Origin of the sequence: Paracoccus sp. SMMA_5_TC (assembly GCF_009696685.2) — a bacterium.
Classification (GTDB): domain Bacteria; phylum Pseudomonadota; class Alphaproteobacteria; order Rhodobacterales; family Rhodobacteraceae; genus Paracoccus.
Window position 1 is genome coordinate 1,357,535 of the sequence record NZ_CP102355.1, and the last position, 15,896, is coordinate 1,373,430.

The 15,896-nt window shown below is 65.9% G+C and carries 23 protein-coding genes and 1 tRNA gene; 8 read left to right on the forward strand and 16 right to left on the reverse strand.

The window, feature by feature from the left end:
• The first annotated feature begins 39 nt into the window (after positions 1–39).
• The 4 genes from GB880_RS06775 to trpE all read left to right on the forward strand — a co-directional run bounded on the left by GB880_RS06775 (position 40) and on the right by trpE (position 5,543).
• A complete protein-coding gene (locus GB880_RS06775; protein ID WP_154492459.1) occupies positions 40–768 on the forward strand; it encodes a hypothetical protein in 729 nt (242 codons plus the stop codon).
• Between the two features lie 13 nt (positions 769–781).
• Positions 782–1,957 carry an aminotransferase gene (locus tag GB880_RS06780; protein ID WP_154492461.1) on the forward strand — a complete coding sequence of 392 codons (1,176 nt, stop codon included), beginning with the start codon at positions 782–784 and terminating at the stop codon, positions 1,955–1,957.
• A gap of 131 nt (positions 1,958–2,088) precedes the next feature.
• The gene (locus GB880_RS06785; protein ID WP_263466984.1) at positions 2,089–4,041 is read left to right on the forward strand and encodes a peptidyl-prolyl cis-trans isomerase; all 1,953 of its coding nucleotides are present in this window, start codon (positions 2,089–2,091) and stop codon (positions 4,039–4,041) included.
• Complete coding sequence (gene trpE, locus GB880_RS06790) at positions 4,041–5,543, forward strand: anthranilate synthase component I (RefSeq protein WP_154490769.1); 1,503 nt, start codon at positions 4,041–4,043, stop codon at positions 5,541–5,543. The genes GB880_RS06785 and trpE overlap by 1 nt, the downstream gene beginning before the upstream one ends.
• A gap of 42 nt (positions 5,544–5,585) precedes the next feature.
• Here the strand turns inward: trpE and GB880_RS06795 are convergent, their stop codons facing one another.
• The 4 genes from GB880_RS06795 to fabI all read right to left on the reverse strand — a co-directional run bounded on the left by GB880_RS06795 (position 5,586) and on the right by fabI (position 8,036).
• Positions 5,586–5,933, reverse strand: a complete 348-nt coding sequence (locus GB880_RS06795; RefSeq protein WP_154490766.1) for a COG4315 family predicted lipoprotein — start codon at positions 5,931–5,933, stop codon at positions 5,586–5,588.
• Between the two features lie 155 nt (positions 5,934–6,088).
• Positions 6,089–6,586 (reverse strand): xanthine phosphoribosyltransferase, encoded by a 498-nt coding sequence (gpt, locus tag GB880_RS06800; RefSeq protein ID WP_154490763.1) that lies wholly within the window; start codon positions 6,584–6,586, stop codon positions 6,089–6,091.
• Between the two features lie 14 nt (positions 6,587–6,600).
• Complete coding sequence (locus GB880_RS06805) at positions 6,601–7,200, reverse strand: LysE family translocator (protein ID WP_154490760.1); 600 nt, start codon at positions 7,198–7,200, stop codon at positions 6,601–6,603.
• An 8-nt stretch (positions 7,201–7,208) separates the two neighbouring features.
• Entirely contained in the window at positions 7,209–8,036 is an 828-nt protein-coding gene (gene fabI, locus GB880_RS06810; protein ID WP_154490757.1) for an enoyl-ACP reductase FabI, read from the reverse strand.
• An 82-nt stretch (positions 8,037–8,118) separates the two neighbouring features.
• Here fabI and pdxH point away from each other — a divergent pair, with 82 nt between their 5' ends.
• From pdxH to GB880_RS06830, 4 genes are all read left to right on the forward strand, one after another.
• Positions 8,119–8,790 (forward strand): pyridoxamine 5'-phosphate oxidase, encoded by a 672-nt coding sequence (gene pdxH / locus GB880_RS06815; RefSeq protein ID WP_154490754.1) that lies wholly within the window; start codon positions 8,119–8,121, stop codon positions 8,788–8,790.
• Between the two features lie 124 nt (positions 8,791–8,914).
• Positions 8,915–9,508: a cold-shock protein gene (locus GB880_RS06820; RefSeq protein WP_154490751.1), complete on the forward strand. Its 594-nt coding sequence runs from the start codon at positions 8,915–8,917 to the stop codon at positions 9,506–9,508.
• Positions 9,505–9,999: a DUF192 domain-containing protein gene (locus tag GB880_RS06825; protein ID WP_154490748.1), complete on the forward strand. Its 495-nt coding sequence runs from the start codon at positions 9,505–9,507 to the stop codon at positions 9,997–9,999. Before GB880_RS06820 ends, GB880_RS06825 begins: the two co-directional genes overlap by 4 nt.
• A 63-nt stretch (positions 10,000–10,062) precedes the next feature.
• Positions 10,063–10,139: transfer RNA gene (locus GB880_RS06830), tRNA-Pro, on the forward strand.
• A gap of 8 nt (positions 10,140–10,147) precedes the next feature.
• Here GB880_RS06830 and GB880_RS06835 read toward each other — a convergent pair.
• The 12 genes from GB880_RS06835 to GB880_RS06890 all read right to left on the reverse strand — a co-directional run bounded on the left by GB880_RS06835 (position 10,148) and on the right by GB880_RS06890 (position 15,772).
• Entirely contained in the window at positions 10,148–11,254 is a 1,107-nt protein-coding gene (locus tag GB880_RS06835; protein ID WP_154490745.1) for a tyrosine-type recombinase/integrase, read from the reverse strand.
• Entirely contained in the window at positions 11,241–11,423 is a 183-nt protein-coding gene (locus tag GB880_RS06840) for a hypothetical protein (protein WP_154490742.1), read from the reverse strand. The genes GB880_RS06835 and GB880_RS06840 overlap by 14 nt, the downstream gene beginning before the upstream one ends.
• Before the next feature lie 43 nt (positions 11,424–11,466).
• Positions 11,467–11,811 (reverse strand): DUF2312 domain-containing protein, encoded by a 345-nt coding sequence (locus tag GB880_RS06845; RefSeq protein WP_327077738.1) that lies wholly within the window; start codon positions 11,809–11,811, stop codon positions 11,467–11,469.
• Entirely contained in the window at positions 11,808–12,443 is a 636-nt protein-coding gene (locus GB880_RS06850; RefSeq protein WP_263466987.1) for a ParB N-terminal domain-containing protein, read from the reverse strand. Before GB880_RS06850 ends, GB880_RS06845 begins: the two co-directional genes overlap by 4 nt.
• 200 nt (positions 12,444–12,643) lie before the next feature.
• Entirely contained in the window at positions 12,644–12,952 is a 309-nt protein-coding gene (locus GB880_RS06855; protein WP_154490736.1) for a hypothetical protein, read from the reverse strand.
• Complete coding sequence (locus tag GB880_RS06860; RefSeq protein WP_195840822.1) at positions 12,949–13,263, reverse strand: hypothetical protein; 315 nt, start codon at positions 13,261–13,263, stop codon at positions 12,949–12,951. Before GB880_RS06860 ends, GB880_RS06855 begins: the two co-directional genes overlap by 4 nt.
• 107 nt (positions 13,264–13,370) lie before the next feature.
• On the reverse strand, positions 13,371–13,781 hold the full coding sequence (locus tag GB880_RS06865; RefSeq protein ID WP_263466989.1) for a hypothetical protein: 411 nt from the start codon (positions 13,779–13,781) through the stop codon (positions 13,371–13,373).
• 1 nt (position 13,782) lies between these two features.
• Positions 13,783–14,097 carry a hypothetical protein gene (locus GB880_RS06870; RefSeq protein ID WP_154494122.1) on the reverse strand — a complete coding sequence of 105 codons (315 nt, stop codon included), beginning with the start codon at positions 14,095–14,097 and terminating at the stop codon, positions 13,783–13,785.
• 133 nt (positions 14,098–14,230) lie between these two features.
• Positions 14,231–14,401 carry a hypothetical protein gene (locus GB880_RS06875; protein WP_154494121.1) on the reverse strand — a complete coding sequence of 57 codons (171 nt, stop codon included), beginning with the start codon at positions 14,399–14,401 and terminating at the stop codon, positions 14,231–14,233.
• Positions 14,402–14,450: 49 nt separating this feature from the next.
• On the reverse strand, positions 14,451–14,837 hold the full coding sequence (locus tag GB880_RS06880; RefSeq protein WP_154494120.1) for a hypothetical protein: 387 nt from the start codon (positions 14,835–14,837) through the stop codon (positions 14,451–14,453).
• The gene (locus tag GB880_RS06885) at positions 14,834–15,100 is read right to left on the reverse strand and encodes a hypothetical protein (protein ID WP_154494119.1); all 267 of its coding nucleotides are present in this window, start codon (positions 15,098–15,100) and stop codon (positions 14,834–14,836) included. The genes GB880_RS06880 and GB880_RS06885 overlap by 4 nt, the downstream gene beginning before the upstream one ends.
• A gap of 345 nt (positions 15,101–15,445) precedes the next feature.
• The gene (locus tag GB880_RS06890; RefSeq protein ID WP_154494118.1) at positions 15,446–15,772 is read right to left on the reverse strand and encodes a hypothetical protein; all 327 of its coding nucleotides are present in this window, start codon (positions 15,770–15,772) and stop codon (positions 15,446–15,448) included.
• Positions 15,773–15,896 lie beyond the last annotated feature (124 nt).

Below are 15,896 nucleotides of genomic sequence, written 5' to 3' on the forward strand. Positions count from 1 at the left end.
CGCCGCGCGGGCGCGGGGCAGAATGCGGGGCGGTCGGGCATGGCAAGGGGATTTGCGTCGGGGCTGGTTCACGGGGCACTGCTGGGCGCGCTGACGCTGGCGGGGCTCGCTGTCCTGTTGCCGCCGCCACGGCTGCCCGTGCCGCAGCCCGCCCTGTCGCCAGGGGCGCAGGATGCTCTGCCCTTGCCCGATCCCGCGCCGGCCCAGGCGCCTGACCTCGCAGTCGGCGCCCAGACAGGGGTGCAGACAGGGGCGCAGACCCCTGCGCAAAGCCTGGATCTGCCCGCAGGCTCGGGCTTTGCGCGCCCGACCGATCTGCCCCCCCGAATGCCCGATTCGCCTGCTGCCCCGCCAACCCGCTCGGTGCCGGGCACGCTGGCACCGCGCGGCGCGGATGAAAGCGGCCCGCCGCGCGATGATGCTGCGGGTCTGCGCCCCGATGCGGCAGCGCAATCCCCGGCAGTTCGCGATGGGCAGCTGCGGATCAAGGCGGCTGGCGAGCCGCACGATTCGCTGACAGCCCGACCGTTGCCCGATGCCGCACCGACCCGTCAGCCTTTGCCGCTGCGTCCCGCCGATATCTCTGCGGACGCAATGCCCGTCCGGCAGACGCCCACGGTGCGACAGATCGAGCCTGCACGGGTTGCATCCGACGCGCAGCCCGATCGGGCTCCGGCCCGGACCGACGCTATTCCCGAGAGGGAGGAAGCCGCGGCGCCGGATCTGTCGACCCCGCCCGATTTCGGTGCCCTGCGTCTGCAACCGTAATGGACCTGTCGCAATGATGCCGGTGAACCCTGCACTGCACTCCACCTTTGCCCCGCCGGTCATGCAGGCGCGCCGCTGGCTCGAGGGCGTCGAGTTCCCGTCCGACCGGCCCTTGATCAATGTCAGCCAGGCTGCACCTGTGGCGCCGCCGCCATTGGCGCTGCGCGAAGCCATTGCCCGCGCGGCGCTGGAACAGCCCGAGGCGCATCTATACGGTCCGGTGCTGGGCCGGCGCGATCTGCGCGAAGCGGTAGCGCGGCGCTGGTCGGCGGCCTATGGGGGCGGCATCGCCGCCGATCAGGTGGCGATCACCCAGGGCTGCAACCAGGCATTCTGCGCCGCCATCCAGTCCCTTGCGGCGTCGGGGGACGAGGTGATCCTGCCGGTGCCATGGTATTTCAATCACAAGATGTGGCTGGACATGCAAGGGATCGGGGCCATTGGCCTGCATTGCGGCCCCGACATGGTGCCCGACCCGCAGCGCGCCGCCGCGCTGATCGGGCCGCGCACCCGCGCCATCGCGCTGGTCAGTCCCAACAATCCCACCGGGGCCGAATATCCGGCATGGGTCCTGCGCGGCTTTCACGATCTGTGCCGCGCCCACGGCCTTGCACTGGTCCTGGACGAGACCTACCGCGATTTCGACAGCCGGCCGGAACCAGTGCATGATCTGTTCACGCGGCCCGACTGGACCGATACGCTGATCCATCTCTACAGTTTCTCGAAAGCCTATCGGCTGACCGGACATCGGGTCGGGGCGATCATCGCCGGGCGCGAGCGCCTGGCCCAGATCGAGAAGTTCCTGGACACGGTGGCCATCTGTGCCAACCAGCTGGGCCAGATCGCCGCCGGCTGGGGCATGGCGCATCTGGACGACTGGCTGGCGGCCGAGCGGGCCGAAATCCTGGCGCGCGCCGGGACGATGCGCCAGGGCATGGCGAGCCTGCCGGGGTGGCGGGTCAGGGGTTGCGGCGCCTATTTCCTGTGGGCCGAACATCCCTGGGATGTGGATTCGGCAGATCTGGCGCCGCGGCTGGTGCGCGAGGCCGGGGTGCTGCTGCTGCCCGGCGACATGTTCATGCCGGCGGGCGATCCGCAGGCGGCGCGGTCGCTGCGCATCGCCTTTGCCAATATCGATCGTGCGGGCATCGCCGAACTGCTGCGACGGCTGGCCGATTTCCGGCCCTGAGCCCCACCGGGGGCCGCAGCGCCCGATTGTGAAGCCGCTCGGGCCGTCCCGAATGCTGCGGCACTTGCCCGCAGGGCCGTGGCACCCTAAAGACTTGCGGCGACAAGAACAGCATACGGGGCAATGGCATCATGCGCGGCAAGGGCAAATCCACGATCGTATGGCTGCTGATGGGCATGCTGGTGCTGGGGCTGGGCGGCTTTGGCGTCACCAATTTTTCGGGCGGCACCAGCGATGTCGGCCAGGTCGGCGCGGTCGATGTGTCCTCGCAGGATTATGCCCGCATGCTGCGCAACGAGATGCAGGAATTTTCGGCCCGCACCGGCCGTCAGGTCACCGCGGCCGAGGCTCGCAGCCTGGGGCTGGATCAGGCGGCGCTGTCGCGGCTGTTCATCGCCGCCGCGCTCGAGGATGAAGCGCTGCGGCTGGGGGTTTCGGCCGGTGACCGGACCGTGGGCGAGCAGATCGCCGCATCCCCCGCGTTTCGCGGCATGAACGGTCAGTTCGACCGCAATATCTATGCCGACACCCTGCGGCGCGAGGGCCTGCGCGAGGCCGAGTTCGAGCATGACCTGCGCATGGACGTGGCGCGCGGCATCCTGCAAGCTGCGGTGCTGTCGGGCGTGAGCGCCCCCGATGCCGTGGCCCGGCGCAGTGCCGAATGGCTGCTGGAAACGCGCGACATCCGCTGGCTGGAACTGACCGCCGCCGACCTGCCCGCCCCGGTCGCCACCCCCGACGATGCCACCCTGGAGGCATGGCACAAGGCCAATGCCGCCCGCTTCACCGCGCCCGAGCGGCGCAAGATCACCTATGTCTGGCTGACGCCCGAAATGCTCGAGGGCAAGGTCGAGGTCGACGAGGCGGCGCTGCGGGCGCTGTATGACAGTCGCCTTGACGAGTTCCAGCAGCCGGAACGCCGCATGGTCGAGCGCCTGGTATTCCCCACTGTCGCCGCCGCCGAAGAGGCCAAGGCGCGGCTGGACAAGGGCGAGGTCAGTTTCGAGCAGCTGGCAGCCGAGCGCGGGCTGACGCTTGCCGACATCGACCTGGGCGAGGTGACGCAGGCGCAGCTTGGCGCCGCAGGCGAGGCGGTATTCGCGCTGGATCAGCCCGGCGTCGTCGGGCCGGCCAGTTCTGATCTGGGACCGGCGCTGTTCTCGATGAATGCGATCCTGGAACCGGTGGATATTTCCTTCGACGAGGCCCGCGACGATCTGCGCATCGAGGCGGCGATCGACCGCGCCCGACGCCAGATCGACGACCAATCGGCCGATTTCGCCGACCTACTGGCGGGCGGCGCCACGCTGGAGGATCTGGCCCGCGACACCCCGCTGGAACTGGGCCAGATCGAATGGACCGCCCAATCCGAGCCCGAGCCGAACAGCATCGCGGCCTATCCCGAATTCCGCCAGCGCGCCGCCCAGCTGACTGAGCGTGATTTTCCCGAGCTGATCGAGCTTGAGGATGGCGGCGTGCTGGCGCTGCGGCTGGACGAGATCAAGCCGCCGGAGCTGCTGCCCCTGGATCAGGTGCGCGCGCGCGTGGTCGAGGACTGGACCCAGAACGAGACCCATCGCCATCTGCTGGCGCTTGCCGAGGAACGCCGCGTTCAGGCTGAGGCTGCCGCCATGCCCGGCGTCGAGCCGGGCCCGACGGCGGCGCCCGTGCCGGGCGCCACCCCCAAGGGACAGGCGGGCGCGCAGGCCCCGGCTGCCGCGGCTGCGGCAGAGGCTGCGCCCCCGATCATGGCCGATGCCCAGTCTGCCACCGGCCTGGCGCGCGGCGGCCATATCAATGGTGTGCCGCAGGATCTGGTGACGCAGGCCTTCGCCATCCGCGAGCCGGGCGAAACCGAGGTAATCGATGCGGAAAACCGGGTTTTCCTGGTCACTCTGGACAAGATTAATCCCGCTGCGGGGCAGGGCGCCGAACTGTCCCAGATCAGCGATGGCATCAAGGGCCGGCTGACCGATTCGCTTTACCAGGATGTGTTCGACTATTTCGCCCGGGCGTTGCAGTCCCGCAGTGGCGCCACCGTCAACCAGGCCGCTGTCGATGCGGTCAATGCCCAGATGCCCTGATGGATATTTCCCCCGAGTTTTCCCTGTTCGAGCAAGGCTGGGCCGAAGGCCGCAACCAGTTGCTGACCATCCGCCTGGCCGCAGACCTCGACACCCCGGTCAGCCTGATGCTGAAGCTGGCCGAGGCTGCCCCGAACAGCTTCATCCTGGAAAGCGTCACCGGTGGCGAGATCCGTGGCCGCTATTCCTTTGTCGGCATGAAACCCGACCTGATCTGGGAATGTCGGGGCCAGAGGGCCCGCATCAATCGCAACGCCCGTTACAGCGATGAATTCGAGGACGATCCCCGCCCGGCGCTGGAGAGCCTGCGGGCGCTGATCGCGCAATCGCGCATGGACATGCCCGAGGGCGTGCCGGCGGGTGCGGCGGGGCTGTTCGGATATCTGGGCTATGACATGATCCGGCTGGTCGAGCATCTGCCCGATATCAACCCCGATCCCCTGGGTCTGCCCGATGCCATGCTGATGCGGCCATCGGTGGTGGCTGTGCTGGATGGCGTCAAGGGCGAGGTGCTGCTGTGCGCGCCCGCCTGGCAACAGCCCGGGCTGAACGCCCGCGCCGCCTATGCCCAGGCCGCCGAGCGGGTGATGGAGGCGCTGAGGGCGCTGGACCGCCAGCCGCAGGAACCGCGCGCCTTCGGCCAGGAACTGAAGATCGGCGAGTTGCGCAGCAATTTCAGCAAGGACGCCTATCTGCGGGCGGTCGAGAAGGCCAAGGAATACATCCGCGCCGGCGACATCTTTCAGGTCGTGCCCAGCCAGCGCTGGACGATGGACTTTCCGCTGCCGCCCTTTGCGCTTTACCGCAGCCTCCGGCGCACCAACCCGTCGCCCTTCATGTTCTTCCTGAACTTCGGCGGCTTCCAGATCTGCGGTGCCAGCCCGGAAATCCTGGTGCGTCTGCGGGGCGGCCAGGTCACGGTGCGCCCGATCGCAGGCACCCGTGCCCGCGGCGCCACCCCCGAAGAGGATCGCGCGCTCGAGGCCGAGCTGCTGGCCGATCAGAAGGAGCTGGCCGAGCATCTGATGCTGCTGGACCTTGGGCGCAACGATGTCGGCCGCGTGGCGCGCATGGGCACCGTTGCCCCAACCGAACAGTTCGTCGTCGAACGCTACAGCCATGTGATGCACATCGTCTCGAACGTGGTCGGCGAGCTGCGCGAGGGCGAGGATGCGCTGTCGGCGCTGCTGGCCGGGATGCCCGCGGGCACCGTCTCGGGGGCGCCCAAGGTCCGGGCCATGCAGATCATCGACGAGCTCGAGCCGGAAAAGCGCGGCGTCTATGCCGGCGGCGTCGGCTATTTCGCCGCCAACGGCGAAATGGACATGTGCATCGCCCTGCGCACCGGCGTGATAAAGGACGGCACCCTGTATATCCAGGCCGGCGGCGGCGTCGTCTATGACAGCGACCCCGAGGCCGAATTCATGGAAACCGTGAACAAGAGCCGCGCCCTGCGCCGTGCGGCCGAGGAAGCCGCCCGCTTCGTCCGCGGCAACAGCTAGGGATGCAGGCGCGCCGGCCACCCTGGGCCGGCGCCGGCGGCATCACGGCTTCAGCACATGCCAGACGCCGCCCATGCCGTCGCCGGTGGCATCGCCCGGTTTCTTGTCGCCGATGTAGTAATAGGCCGGCTTGCCGCCATGGGCCCATTGCATGGTGCCGTCATTGCGCGGCACCAGTGTCCAGCCCGCGGGCATGGTGTCGCCCTGCTTGCCCAGATAGGGCGGCCAGTTGACCGCGCATTTGTCATAACAGGCCGAGACGCCGTCCTTGTCCTTGTCAAAGGAATAGAGCGTCATCCCGCCCTGACCGGTCAGGACCGTTTGCGCCTGTGCCGTGCCCAGCGACACGATCAACACGCCGGCCGCGATGAAAGCCGAAAAAATCTTCATGATCTTTCACCCCGCATCAGAATGCATCGGCGCCCTTGGGCCCGCGCCGCGCGACAAGGCGGGGTGCAGGACCTGGATGCCGTGGGGTGATGATAGCACGGCTTCCCCGCGCTGCCGGTAAAATTGCCGGCATGGCAGCAGGGGCTGCGACCGGCTCAGTCCTCGCCGCGATAGGGCTGGACGTATTGCAAGGCCATATCCCAGGGAAAGAAGATCCAGGTGTCCTGGCTGACCTCGGTCACATAGGTTTCGACCATGGGGCGCCCCTTGGGCTTGGCGTAGACAGTGGCGAAATGCGCCTTGGGATACATGGTGCGCACGTGTTCCAGCGTCCGACCCGAATCCACCAGATCGTCGATGACCAGGATGCCGTCACCGTCCTGCATCACCGCGGGATCGGGAGCCTTCAGCACCGTGACCTCGCCGCGCTCCTGCCCGCCCTTGCCGTGATAGGACTTGACCGAGATGGTATCGATCACCCGGATGTCCAGTTCGCGGGCAACGATCATCGCCGGAACCAGCCCGCCGCGGGTAATCGCCAGAATGGCCCGCCATTGCCGATCCTCGAGCCGCCAGGCCAGGGCGCGGGCATCGCGGTGGATCTGGTCCCAGCTTATGTGGAATCCGCGTTCATGGGGCAGGCGATCGGTCATGCTTGGCTGGCTCCTTAATGGTTGAGGATCAACAACAGCCCCAGCCCGGCCATGGCCAGGCTGGCGGCGCGGTCGATCCAGAATTTTGCCGCAAAATAGCGCGCGCGCATGGCCGCTGTCGACATCAGAACCGCCACGGCCGCATACCAGAACAATTCCGTGCCGAGGCATGTCAGATAGATCAGCCCCTGTTGCAACGGCCCGACCGCCTGCGGAAAGATCGACAGGATCAGCGCGGCATAGAACAGCGCCGGCTTGGGGTTCGACAGGTTCAGCGCGATGCCGCCGAAAAACCCCCTGCGCCCGCTGGCGGCGGCCGGCAGCGGCTGGGTGGCGGCCTGCCACAGCCGCAGCGCGAACCACAGCAGGTAAAGCCCGCCCAGCACCTTGAAAGCGGCAAACCAGCCCGGGTGCAGCTGAAAGATCACGGCAAGGCCCAAAAGTGCGAAGATGCACCACAGCGAGGCGCCCGTGGCCAGCCCCAGCGCATAGGGCAGGGCCTGGGCCCGGCCATGGGCGAAGGCCGTCTGCACCGCGGCGATGATCGCCGGGCCGGGGGTCAGGATCGCAAGGGACAGCGCCGAAACAAGCGCGACAAGCTGCTCGACGCTCATGCCGCGGATCAGTCCTTGCGGGTGGTGGCGATGTCGGGTGCGTCCACGGCCTTCATGCCGACGATGTGATAGCCGGCGTCCACGTGATGGGTCTCGCCCGTCACGCCCGAGCCGAGGTCAGACAGCAGATAAAGGGCGGACTTGCCCACGTCCTCCTGGCTGACATTGCGGCGCAGGGGCGAATTCAGCTCGTTCCATTTCAGGATATAGCGGAAATCGCCGATGCCCGACGCGGCCAATGTCTTGATCGGGCCGGCCGAGATGGCGTTCACGCGGATGCCGTCCTTGCCGAAATCTTCGGCCAGATAGCGCACGCTGGCCTCGAGCGCGGCCTTGGCCACACCCATGACGTTGTAATGCGGCATCACCCGTTCGGCGCCGTAATAGGTCAGCGTCAGCATTGCGCCGCCGCGCGGCATCATCGCCGCGGCACGCCGGGCCACGGCGGTGAAGGAATAGACGGAAATATCCATCGTCATCAGGAAGTTGTCGCGGGTGGTATCGGCATAACGCCCGCGCAGCTGTTCCTTGTCGGAAAATCCGATGGCATGGACGATGAAATCCAGGCTGTCCCAGCGCTGCCCGATGGTGGCGAAGAGCCCGTCGATCGAGGCTTCGTCGGCGACATCGCATTCCGCCAAGAGGTCCGAGCCGACCTGCGCCGCCAGCGGTTCGACCCGGCGCTTCAGCGCCTCGCCCTGATATGAAAACGCCAGCTCGGCACCCTGGTCGGCCAGCGCTCTGGCGATGCCCCAGGCGATCGACTTGTCATTGGCCAGCCCCATGATAAGGCCGCGACGCCCTTTCATCAGCCCGTTTCCGGCTTCACTTGACATGATGCTGCCCCTCGCGCTTCTTCGGTTGCAGCAGGATTAGGACAACTGCAAGGAGGCATCAAGTGTTGGCGGACATCACGGCATGAGCGACCGGAGCGGTATTTTCGCGGGGGACGACCCCTTTGCCATCGCCCGCGCCTGGCTGAAGGAAGCTGCCGCCAGCGAGCCGAACGACCCCAATGCCATCGCCCTGGCGACCGTCGATGCGCAGGGGATGCCCGATGTGCGCATGGTGCTGCTGAAGGATATCGAAGGCTCGGGGGCCGACGGCGCCTTTGTCTTCTACACCAACTATGAAAGCGCCAAGGCGGTCGAGATCGAGGCGACGGGCATGGCGGCCTTTGTGATGCACTGGAAATCGCTGCGTCGCCAGATCCGCGTGCGGGGACATGTCAGCCGGGTCGAACCGGAACTGGCCGATGCCTATTTCGCCTCGCGCCCGTTGCAGTCGCGCATCGGCGCCTGGGTATCGCGACAAAGCCGGCCACTGCAAAGCCGTGCCGCGCTGATGGCGGATGTGGCGCGGCAGGGGATTGCTTTGGGGTTGAATCCGCCGCGGCCGCCCCACTGGGGCGGGTATCGAATCCGTCCGGTGCAGATCGAGTTCTGGGCCGATGGCGCCTTTCGGCTGCACGATCGCTTTCGCTGGACCAAAAGCAATGCTAACGATCAGGCCCCGGATCGGGGGGCGGAAACCTCGGCCGTCGGCGAATTAACGCAAAGTTCGTGGCATATCGTCCGTCTTAGCCCTTGATGCCTCGGATCGAAAACTCCATGGTATGGAAAACCTAACCAACTTGCCGCTGCACCTGTTCAGTTAGGCAGCGCCAGGTTGGCAGTTTTGGATTCGACTGTTCGTATGCAGGTAGTTTGGCAAGATGGTCATGGACGACGATGAGCAGCGCAGGATCGCCGGCGTCGTAAAGTGGTTCGACGGGACCAAGGGATTCGGCTTCATCAGCGATCCTCAGGGTGGCGGCGATATTCTGCTGCATGCCAACGTGCTGCGCAATTTCGGGCAAGGTTCGGTCGCCGAGGGTTCTGCGATCATTGCCATGGTGCAGAGGACGGCGCGGGGAATGCAGGCTGTCGAGATCCTCGAGATCACGCCGCCAGCCGCCGATCCGATGCCGCCGATTGCCGATCTTTGCGCATCCACCCCCGAGGAAATCGCGCAACTGCCGCTGTTGCCGGCGCGGGTGAAATGGTTCGACAAGGCCAAGGGATTCGGCTTTGCCAATATCTTCGGCGAACGTGCGGACGTGTTCCTGCATGTCGAGGTTCTGCGGCATTCCGGCTTTTCGGATCTGGCGGTGGGCGAGGCGGTGGCGTTGCGCGTGGTCGATGGTCGGCGCGGGCTGATGGCGGCGCAAATCGTTTCCTGGGAAAGGGCCTCGCAAGAGGTGCGCGTTCAGCCCCTGGGGGGAGGAACCGCGCTCGCTAAACCGCGGCTGGTGGCGAGCGCAGTATGATCCTGCGGGCCGCAGGGATTGTTCTGGCATCCCTGGTCAGTCTGGCCGACCCGGCGCTGGCTGAAAGCTGTGCGTCCGACCATGCCGTGCTGTCCGGGAATGGCCGGCGCATCCCGGTATCGGTGGAACTGGCGTCCACGCCCGATGAAAGGGCGCGCGGGCTGATGTTCCGCAAGGATCTGCCGCCCGGCCACGGGATGCTTTTCGTTTACGAACAGCCGCAACCTGTCAGTTTCTGGATGCGCAACACGCTGATCCCGCTGGACATCGTGTTTTTCGATTCGCGCGGGGTGGTGCGCCACATCCACCCGATGGCGCGGCCGCTCGATGAAACGCCGATCCCCGGCGCGGCCCCGGGGGATTCCCGGCCAGACCGGCTGCTGGTGCTGGAACTGCCAGGTGGCGATGCGGCCCGGTTGGGGATTGCACCGGGCATGGCGCTGACGCATCCGGCTGTGCCGCAGGACGCGGCTGCTGCGCCCTGTCGCTAGTATCCGGCCGCGAACAGTTTTCGCTTTCACCTGATCGCCGCAGCCGTTAGACAGCCCCTGAATCGGGGCGTAGCGCAGCCTGGTAGCGCGACGGTTTTGGGTACCGTAGGCCGGAGGTTCGAATCCTCTCGCCCCGACCATCACTTAGCTATCGCTTGGGATCGCCGGTTTGCACGCCGGTTTGCAACCTTGTTCGGGATTCGGCCCTGTTCAGCTTCTCTGCCAGGCCGTCCGTCATCCCCGGAGAAAGTGCAACATAGCGTTCGATCACCTCTGATGCGTGCTTGATCGACCAGCCCATGTGCGTGGCTATTTCCTTTAGTTCTGCGCCAGCGCTGAGCAGACGCGTGGCCGCCGTGCCGCGGGCATCATAGAGGCGCAGTTCGCTGCGGATGTTCAGCTTGTCCCGCCATTCCGAAACCGCGTCCCCGAGATAGTTTTCATGCTGGTAGGGGTGGCCTGCCTTGTTGACGATCAGGCGCTGCTGGTGGGCCGGGGTCTGGGCTATCAGCTCGGCCATGGTTGCGGTGACCGGTATCGAAGCGAGCCGGCGGCGCTTTTGGGTCCAGATCACGATCCGATGTCCGTGCGGCGTCCTGTGGATGTGTTCGCGCGACAGATTGGCCAGGTCGCCCGGCCGCAGTCCGGTTTCCAAGGCGATGGCGAGGATGCGCCAGACGTGATTCGGCGCGTGCTTGCGGAACCTTTCGATTTCCTCGGGCATCCAGAAGATCTCTGCCCGCTGACTCTTGTATGTCGACTTGATCCCCATGAGGTGGTGTTGGCGAATCATCGCCCTGTCGAGGGCGAACGCCACCAGACGCTGCAGGTGCCTGATCCGGTCGTCGCCCACCTTGCCACCGATCCTGTCCCTCCAATCCAGTGCCTGGCGGCGGATACGGGGGTCGTCGAAGGCCGCCAGAGGTGCATCGCCGAACTTCTGGTCGATGCCGTTCGTCGGATGGAAGAACGATTTGCGCATATCGGACTGTGTTCGCTGCGCAAGGCCGCTGAAATCCTGGCTTTCCAGAAATCGCAGGATGACCGACCGGAACTTGCCTTTTGCGGGAGTGCTGATTCGCGACGCTCTGGCAAAGGCTTCGACATATTCGGGCGATCCGACGCGGACAGGGGATGCGCTGTCCCAGAACTTCACCGCGCCCTTGCCGCGACCGGCATAGTGGTGTTCGCGGACGCTGCCGTCGGCAAGCCGCTTTCGAACGCGGTTGATGCCTTGAAGCTTAACCCTGGTCATTCGCCTCGAACCATCTGTCAACTTCGGAAATACTGGTGCGGACAGCCTCGGGCAGGATACGGATTGTGCCGTCGGCCGTCACCTCGACGATCGCGCGCGCATCTGCCTGGCGCGCGACCTTCATGGCGCGGCGCAATTGCGCCTCGGTAAATGTAACACGGCGTCCCATCAGCATAGTTCCCGGTTCTGCCTGAGCCTTGCCGAAGCCATGCCTACAAGCCGGAATGATCGGCCTGTGCGGCAACCCCTTCGAGCGAAGGCCGCGCATCGCTCATCCCCAGCGCGGCGAGATACAGCGCCATGATGGCGTCCTCCTCAGCCACATCGTCCCTGTTGCGCTTGCGCAGCGCGACCACCTTGCGCATGACCTTGGTGTCGTAGCCGCGCGCCTTGGCTTCGGCCATCAGTTCCTTCTGCTGTCCGGTCACATCCTTCTTTTCGGCTTCGAGCTGCTCGTATTGCTCGATGAACTGCCGCAGTTCGGCGATGGCATAGATGCAATTGCGTTCGGCGATGTCTGCGTCGGTTTCCTTCATCGGCAGGCGTTGCATGTTCATCGGGTGCTTTCCTTTCGAGCTTTTGCCATCGTGTCCTTGATCGCGGCGACGAACGCGCGCTTGCGCATATGGGCGGCCGGCTGCCCGGTCTCCTTCGCCGCGCGGTCCGCAGTCTCGATGACAAGCCAAGGCCGCTTGGCGCGCAGCGTCGTCAGCAGGTCATCCGTTGTCGCCGATGTTTCCGCCGCCGCCATAAGCCACGGCCGCAGCAGCAGATCGGAAAAATTGGCCGTCGCCGTGGGGTCGTAATCCATCAGCGCCCGCAGCCCGGCCGTCACAGCATCGCCCTTGCCTGCCGCGACCAGCTGACGGACAAGACTGATGCTGAAAACCATCCCGGGGCGCTTGTCCTTGTGCGACCACTTGGCGGTCATCAGCTGGCAGCCGGCAGAAGCGACGGCATCGCGGCAGGCTATCGCCCAGGGTTCCCCGGCCGTCAGTGCCGCGCGGTAAATCTGATGCTGCGACACTGCAATCTGTCGGGTGTTGATGTCGATAAATGCCAAGGCCTGTTCCTCGGGCGCGACCAGCGCCACCATCGCCGGGATGGACGCTATGCCGCACATCGCAGCCGCATGGGCGCGATGCTGGCCGTCTATCAGCGCATAGCGTCCGCCCTCGACCGGGGCCACGACGATTGGCGAGAAGCGCGACCACCTGAAATCCTGCGCGATCCTGCGGATTGCCGCGTAGTTGGCAGGCCCCAGAGGGCGCTGATACCTGTCATCCATGACCAGGCTGGCGATATCGACCCACAGCAGCTGCGGGGCCGCCTGCTGCGCCAGCTCGTATTGCGGCTGATCGCCGACTTCGACGGGGCGGAAGTGGGCGGTCACTGTTCTACCTCCGACAGCTTGCGTTCGGCGGCGGCGACCCAGTTCCGGAACGCAGCGTGCATACCGCCGGTGCTGGAGGCGCTGATGCCGTGCATGGTGATGCGGGTGATTTCTGGGCGCTGGGCGATCCTGGCGCCATAAGTATCGGTCAGGTATCTGCCCAGGCGTTCAGCCGCGGCGCGGTGTTGGCGGTGCTGATCCATCATGTCGCCCAGCTCGTGAGAGATGCGGGGCAGGACATTGATGCATCTGCGCAGGTCGGCGACAGTTTCCATGACTTGGGGGCGGTTCAGCGGCTTTTTCACGGCATCACCTCACTGTCCTGCGGCATCTCGCCCTCATGCGTCGGCAGGTAGCCGGTGCCGCGCAGCCATTCCCATTCGGCGTCAGATCCCAAGTGCTCGACCCATTGACCTTCGCCGCGCGTCTGACCGGGGCCGGGCATCCTGACCCAGCGCAGTGCCGGCACGATCCCGCGCTGACGGCGCAGGCAGGGGCAGGGGGTTTCCCCATCGGCACGCAGGCCATCGCCCAGGCAGATGTCGCAAGCCGGGTCGGCGTCATGTGCCGCGGGCCATTCGGCGCTGGGCGCGGGCGTGGTTGCGATGGATGACATGGCGTTTCCTTGCAAGTGTGGAAAAATTGCCCCGGACCCAAGCGACAAGACCGGATGACCGCGCGCGGCGAACGCGCGCCGCATCACCCCGGAAGTCTCGCAGCCGATCAGGATTCGCACGGCATCACCTCACTGTCCTGCGGCATCTCGCCCTCATGCGTCGGCAGGTAGCCGTCGCCGTAGCCGTCGCCGTAGCCGTAGCCGTAGCCGTAGCCGTCGCCGTAGCCGTAGCCGTAGCCGTAGCCGTCGCCGTAGCCGTAGCCGTAGCCGTAGCCGTCGCCGTAGCCGTAGCCGTCGCCGTAGCCGTAGCCGTAGCCGTCGCCGTCGCCGTCGCCGTCGCCGTAGCCGTCGCCGTAGCCGTCGCCGTCGCCGTCGCCGTAGCCGTCGCCGTAGCCGTCGCCGTAGCTGCTATGTATCGCACTGCCCTGCTGGATCACCGGAACGCCCGGTGCGTCGTATGTCGCAGATGCTCCCTGATCGGCGATCAGGGAGGGGGCCTCGGTGCTGTCCGTACCCATGTCACGCGCCCGCCAGGTGCTTGTCCCAGACGGCCGGGACAGCGTCGATCAGGTGCACGACCGAGCCCACGGGCGCGTGCAGCGTTCCGGCCGGGTCCAGCTTGGTGTTGGCCTTGGGCCCTTCCAGGGCCAGCTCGCCCAGACCGCGCGAGGTGCCCCAGCGGCGGATGCACTGCGCGCCGGTGACGGTCAGCGTGCCACCCTCCACGCTGCAGTAGCCGACATAGACAAAGCCGCGATCCAACACCGCGATCTGCGGTTGACGGTCGGTGGCCTCGGGCGCCGCGACAGGTGCGGCAGCGGTTGCGGTGTTCATCAACAAGTCCTCTTTCTGCAAAGCCCGGAACCGCCGGGCGCGGTGTGAAAGGAAAGGTGCTGGCCGCTCCGGACACGGAAGGGAGGGAGGAACTCAAGCCAGAGCGGCCAGCCAGTGAGGGTGCGACAAGCGATCAACGGCACCCATCTCGGGCGAGGGGCGGAACCCCCCGTTCATTCAGCGGCCGCCGCGCGTCGGCCAGCAGCTCGCGGATCTCGCAGGCCAGGGGCGTGTTGCCGATGGCCGGAACCTCGGCCAGCACGCGCTGGCACAACTCGATGGCGCGCAGATAGTCCGCCATCATCACCGGCATGCCCCCGGCGAAAGCGCGCGGCGCCGATCTGCAGGCTTGCTCATGGCAAAAGCCTCGCCGAGCCCTCCGATAAAGCGACCCAGCCCGCCTCGCGCGCCTGCACGGCCGTGGGCGACAGAAGGTCCAGCACCGCTTGACCGTCCAGACGGCCGACCAGCAGGCCGATCCCCATCCCGGCGAGCACCAGCACCAGAACCCCGATCCAGATGAACACCACGCCCCAGGCGATCGGCCGACGATCGGAACCTCGGCCATCAGCCTCGGGAACCCCGTAGATCACGAAGGGGTCGCCGCCAGGCGCAAAGTCATGAACGGGAACGCCATCCTGCCGCCGATGCACGGCCCGCATGGCGATCTCATCCGCCTCGGCCTCGACCCGCCGCCGACGCGCACCCTCGACCGAGAAATGATTGCGAGCGGGGGTCATGCTGCACCCTGAGGCTTGAACCGGACGGCGGACACATCAACCAGGTTGATCGCCACGGACCGCTCGGGCTGGCGAATGGCCGCAAAGCAGTTCGAAATCCCGTCCATGGGCATGTTGGCCAAGTGGCCGGACAGGGTGTCGGCGTCTTTCGCGCTGACGTTGCGGATCATGAGTTCCTGCCCATCGCGAAAACGCACAATCAGATCACCAGCAGCCGAAGCCTCGGCCGCCTGCGTCTCGGTCTTGAGGGGTGCTGTCGTCACCGGAGTTCTCCCAGTCGGCGGGGTGCCGATGGGTTATCGTTACGCGGTCAGATTACCGCAGTCAACAGAAAAGGCGGTAGTATGACCGCATATCCGCTTCACCCATCTGATTCGCCCTGCTATCCTGCCCGCAGGGTGGGCGACGGTGCGCACCCGCCGGCGCCGGGCCACGGCGCATGAAAAAGCCCGCCGGGTGACGGGCTGGGAGTGATGATGATCTGGTTCGGAAGGGATGTCCGAATCGTGAAGGGCTTCGGTTGCCGCTACCGCGTTACTCGTTGGGGGTTCGGGTGCTGGGATGGTCTGCCTGGGTTGTCGAGAGACGCAAAAGGCTTCCAAGCCGGATCACTTGAACCAGCCGATGATCTCTTCGCGCATGATGACCGCGACGATGCCCAGCACATAGACCGTCATCCACTTGTAGTCGATCTTGCTATCCAGCTTGGCATCGATCCTTGCCATGGCGGCTTTCAGGTCGCTCGCGCTGTCCTTCAGGCTTTCGCATGCGGCCTTCAGGCTCCGAAGATCATCTCGGGCCGCATCCATCTGTGCTTCCAGCTTGGCGATGCGAGGTTCCATGTTTCCCCCAGGCGGTTCCCCGCCTTCTTTGCGCCTCTGAGGATGGGGTGTGCTGCCTGTATTGTCAACCTCAAGGCGCACATGCTCAGCCATCTGTCGGCTCCGTCTTCAATCCCATCGATTCCGCTGAAAAATAGACAATATTCCCGCAATTTCTGCAAGTAAGGCGCACTTTGGGGGCTAGGTAAGCAGACGTCAGATACTGACCCTCAGCATC

Bases quoted from the DNA above. Each gene is read 5' to 3' on its own strand.
- GB880_RS06775 (WP_154492459.1), top strand. From the start codon at position 40: ATGGCAAGGGGATTTGCGTCGGGGCTGGTTCACGGGGCACTGCTGGGC.
- GB880_RS06780 (WP_154492461.1), top strand. From the start codon at position 782: ATGATGCCGGTGAACCCTGCACTGCACTCCACCTTTGCCCCGCCGGTC.
- GB880_RS06785 (WP_263466984.1), top strand. From the start codon at position 2,089: ATGCGCGGCAAGGGCAAATCCACGATCGTATGGCTGCTGATGGGCATG.
- trpE (WP_154490769.1), top strand. From the start codon at position 4,041: ATGGATATTTCCCCCGAGTTTTCCCTGTTCGAGCAAGGCTGGGCCGAA.
- GB880_RS06795 (WP_154490766.1), bottom strand. From the start codon at position 5,933: ATGAAGATTTTTTCGGCTTTCATCGCGGCCGGCGTGTTGATCGTGTCG.
- gpt (WP_154490763.1), bottom strand. From the start codon at position 6,586: ATGACCGATCGCCTGCCCCATGAACGCGGATTCCACATAAGCTGGGAC.
- GB880_RS06805 (WP_154490760.1), bottom strand. From the start codon at position 7,200: ATGAGCGTCGAGCAGCTTGTCGCGCTTGTTTCGGCGCTGTCCCTTGCG.
- fabI (WP_154490757.1), bottom strand. From the start codon at position 8,036: ATGTCAAGTGAAGCCGGAAACGGGCTGATGAAAGGGCGTCGCGGCCTT.
- pdxH (WP_154490754.1), top strand. From the start codon at position 8,119: ATGAGCGACCGGAGCGGTATTTTCGCGGGGGACGACCCCTTTGCCATC.
- GB880_RS06820 (WP_154490751.1), top strand. From the start codon at position 8,915: ATGGTCATGGACGACGATGAGCAGCGCAGGATCGCCGGCGTCGTAAAG.
- GB880_RS06825 (WP_154490748.1), top strand. From the start codon at position 9,505: ATGATCCTGCGGGCCGCAGGGATTGTTCTGGCATCCCTGGTCAGTCTG.
- GB880_RS06835 (WP_154490745.1), bottom strand. From the start codon at position 11,254: ATGACCAGGGTTAAGCTTCAAGGCATCAACCGCGTTCGAAAGCGGCTT.
- GB880_RS06840 (WP_154490742.1), bottom strand. From the start codon at position 11,423: ATGGGACGCCGTGTTACATTTACCGAGGCGCAATTGCGCCGCGCCATG.
- GB880_RS06845 (WP_327077738.1), bottom strand. From the start codon at position 11,811: ATGAACATGCAACGCCTGCCGATGAAGGAAACCGACGCAGACATCGCC.
- GB880_RS06860 (WP_195840822.1), bottom strand. From the start codon at position 13,263: ATGTCATCCATCGCAACCACGCCCGCGCCCAGCGCCGAATGGCCCGCG.
- GB880_RS06865 (WP_263466989.1), bottom strand. From the start codon at position 13,781: ATGGGTACGGACAGCACCGAGGCCCCCTCCCTGATCGCCGATCAGGGA.
- GB880_RS06870 (WP_154494122.1), bottom strand. From the start codon at position 14,097: ATGAACACCGCAACCGCTGCCGCACCTGTCGCGGCGCCCGAGGCCACC.
- GB880_RS06875 (WP_154494121.1), bottom strand. From the start codon at position 14,401: ATGATGGCGGACTATCTGCGCGCCATCGAGTTGTGCCAGCGCGTGCTG.
- GB880_RS06880 (WP_154494120.1), bottom strand. From the start codon at position 14,837: ATGACCCCCGCTCGCAATCATTTCTCGGTCGAGGGTGCGCGTCGGCGG.
- GB880_RS06890 (WP_154494118.1), bottom strand. From the start codon at position 15,772: ATGGCTGAGCATGTGCGCCTTGAGGTTGACAATACAGGCAGCACACCC.